The organism is Aquitalea pelogenes (genome assembly GCF_041914625.1).
In the GTDB taxonomy this organism is placed as follows: Bacteria; Pseudomonadota; Gammaproteobacteria; order Burkholderiales; family Chromobacteriaceae; genus Aquitalea; species Aquitalea pelogenes.
In genome coordinates, this window is record NZ_JAYSDA010000002.1 from 180,430 (window position 1) to 193,851 (window position 13,422).

The 13,422-nt window shown below is 61.4% G+C and carries 11 protein-coding genes; 5 read left to right on the forward strand and 6 right to left on the reverse strand.

Annotated elements, in window-relative coordinates:
* Window positions 1–149 precede the first annotated feature (149 nt).
* Window positions 150–1,772 (forward strand): GGDEF domain-containing protein, encoded by a 1,623-nt coding sequence (locus ACE3SE_RS02915; protein WP_374553793.1) that lies wholly within the window; start codon window positions 150–152, stop codon window positions 1,770–1,772.
* Between the two features lie 220 nt (window positions 1,773–1,992).
* Here the strand turns inward: ACE3SE_RS02915 and ACE3SE_RS02920 are convergent, their stop codons facing one another.
* The 5 genes from ACE3SE_RS02920 to ACE3SE_RS02940 form a co-directional block, all read right to left on the reverse strand.
* On the reverse strand, window positions 1,993–2,763 hold the full coding sequence (locus tag ACE3SE_RS02920; RefSeq protein WP_045846546.1) for a DeoR/GlpR family DNA-binding transcription regulator: 771 nt from the start codon (window positions 2,761–2,763) through the stop codon (window positions 1,993–1,995).
* Between the two features lie 143 nt (window positions 2,764–2,906).
* The gene (locus tag ACE3SE_RS02925) at window positions 2,907–3,605 is read right to left on the reverse strand and encodes an aspartate/glutamate racemase family protein (RefSeq protein WP_374553795.1); all 699 of its coding nucleotides are present in this window, start codon (window positions 3,603–3,605) and stop codon (window positions 2,907–2,909) included.
* A gap of 19 nt (window positions 3,606–3,624) precedes the next feature.
* Window positions 3,625–5,211 (reverse strand): EAL domain-containing protein, encoded by a 1,587-nt coding sequence (locus tag ACE3SE_RS02930; protein WP_374553797.1) that lies wholly within the window; start codon window positions 5,209–5,211, stop codon window positions 3,625–3,627.
* Between the two features lie 93 nt (window positions 5,212–5,304).
* Entirely contained in the window at window positions 5,305–6,687 is a 1,383-nt protein-coding gene (argH, locus tag ACE3SE_RS02935; RefSeq protein ID WP_062789424.1) for an argininosuccinate lyase, read from the reverse strand.
* Between the two features lie 106 nt (window positions 6,688–6,793).
* Window positions 6,794–7,726: a LysR family transcriptional regulator gene (locus tag ACE3SE_RS02940; RefSeq protein ID WP_374553799.1), complete on the reverse strand. Its 933-nt coding sequence runs from the start codon at window positions 7,724–7,726 to the stop codon at window positions 6,794–6,796.
* Window positions 7,727–7,815: 89 nt separating this feature from the next.
* On the opposite strand from ACE3SE_RS02940, the gene ACE3SE_RS02945 reads away from it, so the two are divergent.
* The 4 genes from ACE3SE_RS02945 to ACE3SE_RS02960 all read left to right on the forward strand — a co-directional run bounded on the left by ACE3SE_RS02945 (window position 7,816) and on the right by ACE3SE_RS02960 (window position 11,285).
* Window positions 7,816–8,724, forward strand: a complete 909-nt coding sequence (locus ACE3SE_RS02945; protein WP_374553801.1) for a DMT family transporter — start codon at window positions 7,816–7,818, stop codon at window positions 8,722–8,724.
* A 72-nt stretch (window positions 8,725–8,796) separates the two neighbouring features.
* The gene (locus ACE3SE_RS02950) at window positions 8,797–9,813 is read left to right on the forward strand and encodes a sensor histidine kinase (protein WP_374553803.1); all 1,017 of its coding nucleotides are present in this window, start codon (window positions 8,797–8,799) and stop codon (window positions 9,811–9,813) included.
* 17 nt (window positions 9,814–9,830) lie between these two features.
* Entirely contained in the window at window positions 9,831–10,412 is a 582-nt protein-coding gene (locus ACE3SE_RS02955) for a TMEM175 family protein (RefSeq protein WP_045848119.1), read from the forward strand.
* A 60-nt stretch (window positions 10,413–10,472) separates the two neighbouring features.
* Window positions 10,473–11,285, forward strand: coding sequence for an FkbM family methyltransferase (locus ACE3SE_RS02960; RefSeq protein ID WP_374553805.1), 813 nt, complete (start codon window positions 10,473–10,475; stop codon window positions 11,283–11,285).
* Between the two features lie 20 nt (window positions 11,286–11,305).
* Here ACE3SE_RS02960 and ACE3SE_RS02965 read toward each other — a convergent pair whose 3' ends face one another.
* Window positions 11,306–13,258: an oxidoreductase gene (locus ACE3SE_RS02965; protein ID WP_374553807.1), complete on the reverse strand. Its 1,953-nt coding sequence runs from the start codon at window positions 13,256–13,258 to the stop codon at window positions 11,306–11,308.
* Between the last annotated feature and the right edge of the window lie 164 nt (window positions 13,259–13,422).

The following is a 13,422-nucleotide window of genomic DNA, read 5'->3' on the forward strand; positions in this document are numbered from 1 at the left end:
ACTGATTCATCAAGCCAGAATTATAACATTGCGCATTCAGGCCCTGCTTTCCTTTGCAATGCCTTGAGTCTTGCCCATGTTTGCACAGCACTACTGCACCGCCAGGCTGTCGCACAGACCTCGCCCACGTCTGAATAACGGATAACACTATGAAGCTGGCAAGCAACCTACACCACTCGGCAAGAGAACACGCTGCACGTGAAATCGATCGCATCGGCCACATGCTGGTGATGCGCTGGGACCGTTCGCTGGCTGCACACCTGCTGGCACTGCTGAACAATCTGGAACGCCACATCGACGCGGAACAGGCATTGCCCCTGCGCAGCGAATGCACCGCATTGCGCAATCTGCTACAGCACTGGTTGCTGCAGAACGATGCCAGCCCGAGTGAACCGGAACGCTACAACGAACTGCGCCACCACCTGGGCATTGTCAGCCAGCTGGCGATGATGGCCGACCGGCAGACAACACCCGAACCGTACAACCCCGGCTTGAGCCAGCCCGGGCCACATCTGCTATACCTGTGGATGCCGGAAAGCGAGGAGTCTGCCAGCCTGTGCGAGCAATTAAGCTGCTATGGTTTTGTAGTGCGGGTGATGTACCAGGCATCCCGGCTGGCGCAGGCACTGAACGAGGCCAAACCGGCAGCGGTGGTGGCCTATACCGACTTTGCCGCCAGCGACCCCATTTTCACCCTGGCTGATACCTTGCGTGGGCTGTGTCCCTTGCTGTTCTGTTCGCCGCGCATCGATTTTGATGCCCGTTTGCAGGCGGTGCGCGCCGGTGGCTCCGGTTTTCTGGGCTGGCCGGTACTGGCCCACGAGCTGATAGACAGCCTGAATTTTGGCGATATTGGTGAAAAACGCGACCCGCTGCGGGTGATGATTGTGGAAGACATGGCCTCGCTGGCCGGCTTGTACGCCAGCGTGCTCGGGCAGCATGGTGTTGACACCCTGCAGGTCACCGAGCCTGCCCGAGTGCTGGATGGCATCGTGCAGTTCCGCCCTGACCTGATCCTGATGGATATGTACATGCCGGGCTGCAATGGCATGGAACTGGCACAGATCATCCGCCAGCAACGCTTGCTGGATGGCATTCCCATCCTGTTCCTGTCGGTGGAAAAACGGCAGTCCATCCAGCTGGATACGCTGACACTGGGCATTGACGGTTTTCTCACCAAGCCGGTGGCACCGGAGGAACTGGTGGTAACGGTGATCAACCGTGCCAGGCGTTACCGCAAGCTGCGCTCCTACATCATCAATGACAGCCTGACCGGCCTGCTCAACCACTCCCATCTGTATGCCCAGCTGGAATACGAAGTACTGCGCGCCAAACGGGACCAGCGTGCCTTGTCGCTGGTGATGCTGGACCTCGACCATTTCAAGGTGGTCAACGATACCTACGGCCATCCGGCGGGCGATGAAGTACTGGTCAACCTGGCCCGCTTCCTGAAAGAGAGGCTGCGCCGCTCCGACCTGATCAGCCGTTACGGTGGCGAAGAGTTTGCCATCGTGTTGCCAGGCACCCGTCAGGAAGATGCCCAGCAGGTAATGGAAGCCCTGCGGCAGGCATTCGTGCAGATCGACCAATTCAGCAACCAGCGTACCTTCCGCCAGACCTTCAGCGTCGGCATCAGCTCACTGGCTACGGCTGACGACACCACCACCCTGGTACAACAGGCGGACGACATGCTGTATCAGGCCAAGCATCTGGGCCGCAACCGTGTGCAGGCCTATTCGCTGCCCAGGGTGGATGTGCCAGCCGAGGGCTGACAGCAAAAACGCCCGCAGTGCGGGCGTCAGGCTGCTGACAAGGTTATTTGGTGCGCTTGTACTGGACCCGGCAAAGCCGGGCCTTTCAACTAACTCTTGGATTCCGCAGCCTTCCCATCTTTTCCCAATCCCCCCACCCTTGCCCCACCAATTGAAGATGGGAGCCTCGCTTTCTTTTCAGAAAGCGAGAGGAGATTATCAATACAGTCTTGGCTGAATGTCAGACTGCATCGGCCAGAATCAGCCTTACATTGTGTTCTTCCAGCAGCTTGGCCAGCGACTCCGGCGGCTCGGCATCGGTGAACACGGTGTGGAATTCGCTGATATGTCCCATGCGCACCAGCGCATTGCGGCCAAACTTGCTGTGGTCGGCAGCCAGGTAACGGTGACGGGCATTGGACATCATCGCCTGCGCCACCCGCACTTCGCGGTAATCGAAATCCAGCAGCGAGCCATCGGTCTCGATGCCGGACACGCCGATGATGGCGTAATCCACCTTGAACTGGTTGATGAAGTCCAGCGTGGCCACCCCGGTAATGCCGCCATCACTGGCGCGTACCACGCCGGAGGTGATCATCACGGTGAAATCCGGATTGGCCGACATGATGGACGCCACATGGATATTGTTGGTGATGACACGCAAACCCTTGTGGGTGATGGTGAGCGCCTGGGCCACCGCTTCGATGGTGGTGCCGATGCTCATGAACAGCGAGGCATGGTCCGGAATGCTGCCGGCAATCATGTCGGCAATATGTGCCTTTTCGCTCTGGAATTTTCCTTTGCGCGCAAAGTAATCCTCGTTCTCCACGCTGCTGCCCAGGGCAGCACCACCGTGATAACGGCGCAGCAAATTTTCTTCACACAGCTGGTTGATGTCGCGGCGGATGGTTTGCGGCGTGACATCGAGCAGTCTGGCCAGTTCTTCGATCGGCATGAAGCCATTTTCGCGGACCAGCTGCAGAATCTTGTCGTGACGGGGTGAGCGGCTCATAGGGATTCGATTCCGAAAATCATGTTTAGTTACTAACATATTTTCTGGTAGTAGGGCAAATGCTAGCACCAATCCGCCCTTGACCCGCCGCAAGCCGACGGCAAAAGCCACCGGGCCTGCAACAGGTGCAGGCCCGGCATGCTTCAGGCCAGAACCTGTTGCATGGCTGCCCGCGCCAGCACTGCGGTGGTATCCACCGCCGCCATGCCGCAATTGGCCTCATCCAGTACCAGTGGCAACTCGGTGCAGGCCAGCGCTACGCCATCACAACCTGCCGCCCGCAAGTCCGCCACCACCTGTAATAATTGCTGCAGGCTATCGCTACTTACGCTGCCATTGGGAACCAGTTCTTCAAAAATCACCCGCTGCACAATGGCCTGGCCTGCTTCATCCGGAATGCACTCCTCCACCCCGACCACCGCCAGCGGCGCACGGTACAGATGTGACTGCATGGTCCAGCGGGTACCCAATACGCCGACCCGGCGCAGGCCACGCTGCCGGCACGCTGCCGCAACCACATCCAGCATGCTGATGAGCGGCAAGGGCGCACGGCGGCGAATGCCATCAATACAGCAATGCACGGTATTGGCCGGAATCACCGCCACCTGGGCACCGGCTGCTGCCAGCCGCTGCAAGGAGCCGACAATGGAGTCCTCGACAATATCCCAGCGCTCTTGCAACTGGGCGGCATGCACCACGCCAAAGTCTGGCTGGTCCAGCACGAAGCGGGGGTGATGATGGTGACCGCCACACATCAGGGCGGAAAGTTGATGCATTTTGGACAGGCAGTCCAGCGCACCGGGAACGGTTACGCCGGCAATGCCGATGACGGCTGGTTTCATCTTGCTGCTTTGCCTCTACTCAGGAGTGTGCGTCGGCCCTGGCCTTGGCCAGGAACGGAGAGGCATCATTATGCCATTCGGGACGATGCAGGAACTCGGCAATCGGCATCGCCCTGGCATAGCGATAGCCTTGCAGCAAATGCGCGCCATGACTGCGCAGATAATCTTCCTGTTGCAGGGTTTCCACGCCTTCGGCCACCACGGCCAGGCCCAGCTTGGCAGCCAGCTGCAAGATGCTGTCCAGGATATCGGCCGACAGGCTGTCACTGCCGATGCCGGCCACAAAACTGCGGTCTATTTTCAGTTCGTCCACATCCAGCTTTTGCAGATAGGACAGGCTGGAATGCCCGGTGCCAAAATCGTCGATGGCAATACGCACGCCCATATCATGCAGTTTTTGTAGCTGGGCATCGGTTTGCGGGCCGGTCTTGATCAGCTCGCGTTCGGTCAATTCCAGGGTCAGCACAATGCTGCCCGGCGCAAAGGCTGACAAAAAGGCGGCGCAATCGGCAGGCAGGCTACCCGCTTCGATATGCGTGGCACTGACATTGATGCTGATCTGGAAACCCGGCGGCAAGGGACAGTCTTTTAACTGTTCTGCTGTCTGTTGCATCAGTGCGCGGGTCATGGCCACGATATGACCGGTATTTTCGGCAAACGGAATGAAGAGATCGGGCAGCACGATGCCATCCACCGGATGGTGCCAGCGCATCAGCACCTCCACCCCGCGCCACTGCAAATGCTCGGCATCAATCAGCGGTTGCAGGTAGGGAATGAATTCCCGTTCGCGCACCGCACGTTGCAATTCCCGACTGGGCGCGCCATTACGCAGCAGCAGGCGATGAAACCCCCAGCTGAAACTGACGCTGAACAACAGGAGCAAGGCCAGTTGATCCGGTTCCTGCTTCACCCGTTCCAGCACCAACCACGGCATGGAGTAATCCATGACGATGGATAGCGGATAACGCCCTGAACTGAGGTAACGTTGCTGCCAGTGAGGACGTTGCGGTGGAAATGTCATGCCTCCCTTTTCATCCAGCCAGCGGTCGCCAACCTGCAGGTAAAACCAGGTGTTCTGTTCATGATGTGCCAGCCTGTCCTTGAGATAATCACTGTCTACGGCAAGCTGGATGGCGTGGACATCGTGCCGCTTGGCGTCCAGCCACAGCATCAGCAAGGGGTGCCAGGGCGACAGGCGGTTTCCCGGCAATAGCAGCAGCCGGGTCTGGTTCGGGTATTCCTGCGAATAGGCGGGCGAATGCCAGCCGATGACGGAATCGCAATACACCCGGCCATCCTGATCAATCAGCCGCATCGAGCGGACGTAGGACTGGGTGGTGACCTGTCGGCGGATTTCCGGATAGATGCTGCGACATTCCAGATCCGGCTTCTGCAACATGGCCTCGCCCGTACTTTGTGCCTGATCGAGAATCTGCTCGATTTTTTCCAGCTTGTAAGACAGCTGGCTTTCCAGTGCAGACTGGATACCCGAGTAGAACTGGTAGAGCATCAACAGGCCGCCCAGCATGAACAGCGCCAGTCCGGGCAACATGGTCAGCATGATGCGCTGGCTGCGTCCCAGTGGCTCTAGCGAAGGTAATTGCACGGTAATCTTCCAGAGAAACTGATCACAGCTGACACTGTAGGCCAATAAAAAACCGCCGAGAGCGGCGGTTTGGTCCGGAACGGCGTTAACTGATCAACTTGCCAGTCTTGCCTTGTGGCGGGCAATCTGGGCACGCACCTGGTTCGGCGCGGTGCCGCCCACGTGGTCGCGCTGGGCCAGGCTGCCTTCCGGGGTCAGTACCTGGTAGATGTCCTGCTCGATCAGCTGGCTGAACTGTTTGAGTTCGTCCAGCGACAGATCGGCCAGATCCACGCCACGGCCTTCGGCATAACGCACGCTCAGGGCCACCACTTCGTGGCTGTCGCGGAAAGGCAGGCCCTTCTTCACCAGGTAGTCGGCCAGATCGGTGGCGGTGGCAAAGCCCTGCAGCACGGCAGCGCGCATGGCTTCCGGCTTCACGGTGACGCCACGCATCATGTCAGCGTAGATGCGCAGGGTGTCGATCAGGGTGTCCACGGTGTCGAACAAGGGTTCCTTGTCTTCCTGGTTGTCCTTGTTGTAGGCCAGTGGCTGCGCCTTCATCAGGGTGACCAGCGCAATCAGGTGGCCCACCACGCGGCCGGATTTGCCACGTACCAGTTCCGGCACGTCCGGGTTTTTCTTCTGCGGCATGATGGAGCTGCCGGTGCAGAAGCGGTCGGCGATGTCGATGAAGCCGACGCGCGGGCTCATCCACAGGATCAGCTCTTCGGACAGGCGGCTCAGGTGCACCATCACCAGGCTGGCGGCAGCAGTGAATTCGATGGCGAAGTCACGGTCGGACACCGCGTCCAGCGAGTTGTGGCAGACATCGTCAAAACCCAGCAGTTGCGCAGTGTAATGACGGTCGATGGGGAAGGTGGTGCCGGCCAGCGCTGCTGCGCCCAGCGGCAGGCGGTTGACGCGCTTGCGGCAGTCGGTCATGCGTTCTGCATCGCGCGCCAGCATTTCCACATAGGCCAGCATATGGTGGCCAAAGGTCACCGGCTGGGCCACTTGCAGGTGGGTGAAGCCCGGCATCACGGTGTCGGCGTGTTTTTCGGCCAGTTCCAGCAGGCTGGTTTGCAGTTCGGCAATGAAGCCGACGATGGCGTCAATCTGTGCACGCAGCCACAGGCGGATGTCGGTAGCTACCTGGTCGTTACGCGAACGGCCGGTGTGCAGGCGTTTGCCGGCATCGCCGATCTTGTCGGTCAGGCGACGTTCCACATTCATGTGCACGTCTTCCAGATCCACACTCCACTCCAGTCGGCCAGCGCGGATGTCGTCCAGGATTTCGGCCATGCCACGTCGGATTGCCGCCACATCGTCGTCGGACAGCACGCCTGCCTTGTTCAGCATGGTGGCGTGAGCCAGCGAGCCTTCGATGTCGAATTCGGCCAGTCGCTTGTCGAAGTCGATGGAGGCGGTGTATTTCTTGACGAGTTCGGAAACCGGTTCGCTGAAGCGACCGGACCAGGCATGGCTTTCTTGCATCTCGATGGTTCCCTGCGGTGATTGTCTTGGGCTGCCCGTAGGCAGCAGCGGCAATTATAGGGAAAGCCACCCCCGAGGGCGAGCCGGCTTTGGCCCGGCTGTGGCATTACCGTGTCATGGGTGTGGTTTGATCAGCCAGACAGTCCGCCAGATAGTCGATCAGCACCCGCACCTTGGGTGGCAGATAGCGGTTGGGCGGATAAAGCAGCCAGGCCATGCCACGATAGGCGGTGGTGAACTCCCAGTCATCCAGCACGGTTTCTATCTGGCCGGATTCCAATGCCGCCTGCGCGGTAAAGTGCGGCAGCGGCGCAATACCCAGATGGTTCAACACGCCTTGCAAGCGTAACTCGCTGTGATTGGTGGCATAACGGCCTTGCACCGTCACGCTCAGCTGTTCGTTGCCACGCCGTAATTGCCAGCGCTTGTCCCCGGCATGTTCGGCCAGATACAGGCACAAATGATTTGCCAGCTCGCGAGGATGGCCAGGCCGGCCATGTGTCGCCAGATACTGCGGCGATGCGCACAGCAACTGGCGTATCGGCATCAGCGGTCGGCCGGCCATGCCCGGCGGCGGGGTGTCGGTGGCCCGGATGGTGAAATCCAGCCCCTCGGCCAGCGGGTCGACATCGCGGTCGCTGATGAACAATTCCACGTTCACCTGTGGATAAGCCGCCAGGAAGGCCGGAATCAGCGGTGCCACCACAAAACGGCCAAAAGCTTTGGGCATGCTGACCCGCACCGTACCCTGTGGCCGGGCATGTTGCTGCTGGGCCAGCTGCACTGCTTCGTCGGCGGCATCCAGCATGCTGCGACAGCGCTGCAAGGTGGCGTCTCCGGCCTCGGTCAGCCGTAACTGGCGGGTACTACGCTCCAGCAGCCGCACGCCCAATGCCGCTTCCAGCCGTGCCACCTGGCGGCTGATAGCCGACGGGGTCATGCCCAGCTGCCGCGCTGCGGCGGAGAAGCTGCCACGCTCCACCACCAGGGCAAACGCCGCCATATCCGGCAACAGGCCAATCAGTTTATTTGTTCTCATGCAGCACAATTCCTGTTCCAAAACCGGAGATTATCAATACCAGACACAGCAATGATAATCCAGCCATTACCCTTCCGTGAAAGCCTGACATGCCCGCCCAGCACCCCTTGCATCAACGTTATCCCTTCCTGCCGGATCTGCTCCTGCTGCTGGTAGCCATGGTATGGGGCAGCAGCTATGGCCTGGCCAAGCAGGCCTTGCTGTTTTATCCCGCCCTCGGCCTGCTGGCGCTGCGCTTCGGCCTGACCTTCATCCTGCTGCTGCCCGCCCAGCGCGCACTGGCAGATGCGGCCGTCCGGCGCGCAACCTTGCAGGCGGCCTTGCCATTGGGCATCGGTTTGCTGGCGATTTTCCTGTGCGAGACCGTTGGCGTGGCCCATACCAGTGCCGCCAATGCGGCCTTCCTGATCAGCCTGTGCCTGGTACTGACACCGTTTGCCGAATGGTGGCTGCTGGGGCAAAAGCCTGCTGCCGATGCGCTGCTGGCTGCTGCGGTGTCACTGCTGGGTGCCTGGCTGCTGAGCGGTGCCACACAGCTGCAACTGAATGGTGGCGATGTGCTGATGTTGCTGGCGGCCTTGCTGCGCGCGGTGATGAGCTGCCTCACCCGCAAGCTGACTGCCGGCAAGCCGGTGGCCACGCTGGCGCTGACCGGCTTGCAAAGCCTGGTGATCTGCCTCTTTTGCCTGCTGCTGGCCAGCATGCAGGGAGGCTTGCCCGCGCTGCCCACCGCGCTGGCCTTCTGGGGCAATACCCTCTATCTGGTATTGTTCTGCACCCTGTTTGCCTTTTTTGCCATGAATTACGCCTTGCGCCACAGCAGTGCTACCCGGGTGGCCCTGTTAACCGGCAGCGAGCCGGTGTTTGGTGCCGCCTTTGCCGTGTTGTGGCTGGGTGAATCACTCTCCGTGGCCAGCTGGCTGGGGGGTGGCCTGATGGTGGCCGCCAGCCTGTGGGCCGTACGCCCGCGCCGCCGCATGCAGCTGGCCAGCGCCTGAGCCGCCGAGCTGGCTCGCCCGCCGCACCGGCCGCTTGCTATGATGCAATTCCACTCTACCCAATGACTGCACATGGATCAGCACCGTCGGCCACACACGGTTTTTGCCATTCCGGATTTCCGCAATCTGGGTGTGATGCTGCGCATCCTGCTGCTGCTTAACCTGCTGTTGCTGATCTGCACCTTGTACCAGAGCGATGGGGATGGCTGGTGGCTGCGCCTGCTGGCAGGTGCCAGCTGGGCCGAACCGTCCATGCTGCTTGGCCTGGGCCTGCTGGGTGCCCTGTCACCCTGGCTTGGCCGACAGCGCCATGCCAGCCTGCTGGTGATGGTCATCAGCATGTTGTGTGTCGTGCTGCAGGACCGGCTGCTCAATCCGCTGGAGCTGCCCCGGCTGGACCGCCCGCTGCTGGCCGGGCTGCTGTCCCTGCTGCTGCTGCATTACTTCAGCCTGCGCCAGCGTGCCCTGTCACCGGCGCTGGGCGAGGCTCGGCTGGCGGCACTGCAAGCACGCATACGCCCCCACTTCCTGTTCAACAGCCTGAACGCGGCCATTGCGCTGATCCGCTCGCGGCCGGAGAAAGCGGAAATGGTGCTGGAGAACCTGGCCGACCTGTTTCGCGCGCAGATGGCCGACCCCGGCCGTACTTCGACGCTGGAACGTGAAATCGAGCTGGCGCGCATGTATCTGGCCATCGAGAGCGAGCGGCTGGGAGAGCGGCTGAATGTGCGCTGGCATATCGATGCTGCGCTGGATGCCGGTCTGCCGCCGCTGCTATTGCAACCGCTGGTGGAAAACGCCGTGCATCATGGCGTGGAACGTTGCCGCGCAGGTGGTGAAATCCGGGTGCGGGCAGAAGTAAAAGGCGGGCAATTGTTGCTCAGTGTCAGCAACCCCTTGTCCGCTGAGCAGGTCAGCGCCCATCAGGGCAACCGCATGGCACTGGATAATCTGCGTGAGCGGCTGGCGCTGTTTTACGATGCAGAAGCATCGCTGCAAGTGGCCCAGGCCGATGGCCAGTACCACACCATGATCCGCCTACCCTACCAGCCGGCAAGCCCGGCTGGGCAGAACCCTTTTTCCCGCTAGCCACCACGGAGCCAGACATGGGCAAGAACCGGCTGGAAGCCTTCAGCGATGGCGTGATCGCCATCATCATCACCATCATGGTACTGGAACTCAAGGTTCCGCATGACAGCAGCCTCGCCGCACTGGCGGCACTGTGGCCGGTGTTCCTCAGCTATGTGCTCAGCTTTGTCTACGTGGGCATTTACTGGAACAACCACCACCATTTCTACCATGTGGTGCGTCATGTGGACGGCCGGGTGCTGTGGGCCAACCTGCACCTGCTGTTCTGGTTGTCGCTGCTGCCCTTTGTCACCGGCTGGATGGGTGAAAACCACATGGAATCCCTGCCGGTGGCACTGTATGGCGTGGTGCTGCTGATGTCCGCCCTGGCCTGGTATGTGATGCAGCGTACCTTGCTGTGCGTACCGGGCAACCGCGAGGTGCTGCTGCATGCGCTGGGCCGCGACCGCAAGGGCAGGCTGTCGCCGCTGTTCTACCTGCTGGGCATCGGCCTGTCGTTTTATTCCAGCTGGCTGGGCGCTGCCGTATACGGCCTGCTGGCACTGTGGTGGCTGGTGCCGGACCGGCGCATGGAGCAGGCTGCCAGCCAGCAACATTGATCTGTCATCATCGGCGCAGTGCGGCATAATCGCCGCTATCTCTCCTGACGGGTTTCTGCCATGAAAAACATTCCGCGCCCCGCGCCCTTCATGTTGCTGTCTACCAATCACGGCAGCATGATCGTCAACCGCAACGACTTTGCCCCTTCCGATGGCGAATCCTATGGCGTGGGCTATCAGCTGATGACGCAAAGCGGCTACGAGCAGGAGGAGGTGGACTTTGTGCTGGCCTTGCTGGCCAGCTGCCTGCGCGACCGGGGTGAAGGCGTGCTGGCCATCGACTGCGGCGCCAATATCGGGGTGCACACCATCGAGATGGCCCGTTTCATGTACACCTGGGGCCATGTGGTGGCCTTCGAGGCGCAGGAGAAAATCTACTACGCCTTGTGCGGCAATATCGTCCTCAACAACTGCCTGAACGTGAATGCGCTCAACTCCGCCGTGGGCGAGCACTGCGGGCAGATCGACATTCCGGAACCGGACTACCTGCGCCCCGGCTCTTTTGGCAGCGTGGAATTGCAGCAGTCGGCCAGCAACGAATTCATCGGTCAGGCGCTGGACTACCAGCACCGCACCATCCGCATCGACCTGGTCAGCCTGGATTCGCTGGGCCTGCAACGCATCGACTTCATCAAGATCGACGTGGAAGGCATGGAAGAACAGGTGCTGCGCGGGGCGGAACAGTCCATCCGCCGCTGCCGTCCGCTGATTTTCATGGAAATCATCAAGTCGGACATGACGGTCATCCGCCCCTGGCTGGAGGCGCTGGGTTATCGCCTGTTTTCGGCGGGTGTCAACATGCTGGCGGTGCATCAGGATGACGCGCTGATTCCGCACCTGAAAAACGAAGGCGGCCGCCTGCAACTGGTATAAGCGGCCGCGCCGGTTGCTGCTTACAAGGTCCAGGCCAGCCGGGTGGCTTCGTAAATGGCCTCTTCGGCGGTGCGCGGCGTCTGGCAATCGCCAATGGCGTGCACTTCCAGATCCAGCCCGTCCAGTTGCTGACGCAATGAGTCATCCGGCTGCGGCGGCTGGCACAGCACCAGGCTGTCGATGTCCTCGCACAGCATGGCTTCCTCGCTGGCGGTGTGCTGCAAATAAACAGTGTGGTCATCCACACCATACAAGCGTGCATAAGGCAGGATGGCCACTTGCAGCTGGTGCAGCCGCGCGGCCAGCTGGTCGCGCACATACATTGGCAGGGCCTGTCCCATCAGCGGTGCGTTGACGGCCAGCGTCACCCGATGCCCGGCCTCGGCCAGCCGGATGGCCAGCCCCGGCCCCACCCAGTCAGCACGCCAGTCACTCACCACTACCCGCGCGCCGACACGGGCTCCCTGCAACACGTCCCAGCTGTCGTGCACCGGCAGGCTACCGCCCACCTCCAGCCGCGGTGTGGCCTGTGTGGCGCCACAGGCCAGAATCAGCACATCCGGCGCGTGTTGCTGCACCAAGGCCCGCTCCACCCGACGTCGCAATACCACGTCCACCCCGGCCGCGCGCAGTGCGTATTGCTGATTGGTGATCAGACCGCCAAATTCCGCCCGGTCCGGCAGTTGCTGTGCCAGCAGTACCTGCCCGCCCAATTGCGCCGCTGCTTCGTACAAGGTCACCTGATGGCCGCGTTGCGCCGCAATCACTGCGGCCTGCATGCCGGCCGGGCCACCACCCGCCACCATCACCCGTCGCGGCTTGCTGGCAGGTGTCAGCGGGCCGAACTGCAATTCGCGCCCGGAGAGCGGGTTCTGGATGCAGGAAATGGGCAGGCCGCGATGAAAACGGCCGATGCAGGACTGATTGCAGGCAATGCAGGCGCGGATGGCATCCGGCTGCTGCCTGGCCACCTTGTTGGGCAGCTCCGGGTCGCAAATCAGCGCCCGTGTCATGCCACAGGCGTCCACCACGCCCTGGGCCAGCAGTTGTTCCGCCTCTTGCGGCTGGTTGATGCGGCCCGCCAGCAGCAATGGAATGGACAGCGCCTGGCGGAAACGTCCGGCCGGGGTAGCGAGATAAGCCGCCGGAAACGCCATCGGCGGGGCAATATGCACCGCGCCACCCAGGCTGGCCGAGGTACCGGCCACCAGGCTGACATAATCCAGCTGGTCTTGCAGTGCGACACAGGCTTGCAAGGCTTCATCTTCCTGCAGGCCCTCGCTGTCCCGCTCATCCAGCGAAATGCGCAAGCCCACCACGCAGTCTTCATCCACTGCGGCGCGAATGGTCGCCACCACCTCGCGCAAAAAACGCAGCCTACCGTCAAGGTTTCCACCATAGCCGTCCGTGCGCAGATTCAGTCGCGGGTTGAGAAACTGCACCGGCAGATAGCCGTGGCTGGCGACGATTTCCACCCCGTTGAGCCCCGCCGCGCGAATACGTTGTGCGGCAGCGGCATAACCGGCAATCAAGGCGGCGATTTCGCTTTCGCTCAGGGCGCGCGGCATCACGTGAAAGCGCTCGCTGGGCACGGCAGAGGCGGAATACGCCACCGCCTGCATGCCATCGGCGGTTTCCATGATTTCACGACCCGGATGAAACAGCTGGGCAAACAGCATAGCCCCTGCGGCATGCACGGCTTCGGCCAGCGCACGATAGCCGGGAATGCAACTGTCGTCGGTAGCCATCAGCGCGTGCGAGGTATAACGCGCACTTTCGTGCACGCCGGAAACCTGCAGCACGATCAGGCCGACTCCGCCACGCGCCCGCGCGGCATGGTAGGCAATCAGCGCCGGGCTGACCTGGCAGTCAACCGGCAATACGGTGTCGTGGCCGGTGGAAACAATGCGGTTGCGCAGGGTCAGCTTGCCGATACGCAAGGGGGACAGCAGATGAGGGAAAGCAGTGGACATGGCGGCTCCGGGTTCTGACAGCGGGTTGGCAACAGACAGCTGCCGATATTCCGCATAAGCCGGGAGCTTGCCTGCTGGCCCATGGGCGGGAGGCGGGCCTCTTGCCGATCACCAGCAGTCCTGCTAACGCAGGGTGGTCCGGCCATACCGGACTACCCGGACAG

What these genes read in the sequence shown, in the direction of transcription:
- ACE3SE_RS02915 (WP_374553793.1), top strand. Translation starts at nt 150, where the DNA reads ATGAAGCTGGCAAGCAACCTACACCACTCGGCAAGAGAACACGCTGCA.
- ACE3SE_RS02920 (WP_045846546.1), bottom strand. Translation starts at nt 2,763, where the DNA reads ATGAGCCGCTCACCCCGTCACGACAAGATTCTGCAGCTGGTCCGCGAA.
- ACE3SE_RS02925 (WP_374553795.1), bottom strand. Translation starts at nt 3,605, where the DNA reads ATGAAACCAGCCGTCATCGGCATTGCCGGCGTAACCGTTCCCGGTGCG.
- argH (WP_062789424.1), bottom strand. Translation starts at nt 6,687, where the DNA reads ATGCAAGAAAGCCATGCCTGGTCCGGTCGCTTCAGCGAACCGGTTTCC.
- ACE3SE_RS02940 (WP_374553799.1), bottom strand. Translation starts at nt 7,726, where the DNA reads ATGAGAACAAATAAACTGATTGGCCTGTTGCCGGATATGGCGGCGTTT.
- ACE3SE_RS02945 (WP_374553801.1), top strand. Translation starts at nt 7,816, where the DNA reads ATGCCCGCCCAGCACCCCTTGCATCAACGTTATCCCTTCCTGCCGGAT.
- ACE3SE_RS02950 (WP_374553803.1), top strand. Translation starts at nt 8,797, where the DNA reads ATGGATCAGCACCGTCGGCCACACACGGTTTTTGCCATTCCGGATTTC.
- ACE3SE_RS02955 (WP_045848119.1), top strand. Translation starts at nt 9,831, where the DNA reads ATGGGCAAGAACCGGCTGGAAGCCTTCAGCGATGGCGTGATCGCCATC.
- ACE3SE_RS02960 (WP_374553805.1), top strand. Translation starts at nt 10,473, where the DNA reads ATGAAAAACATTCCGCGCCCCGCGCCCTTCATGTTGCTGTCTACCAAT.
- ACE3SE_RS02965 (WP_374553807.1), bottom strand. Translation starts at nt 13,258, where the DNA reads ATGTCCACTGCTTTCCCTCATCTGCTGTCCCCCTTGCGTATCGGCAAG.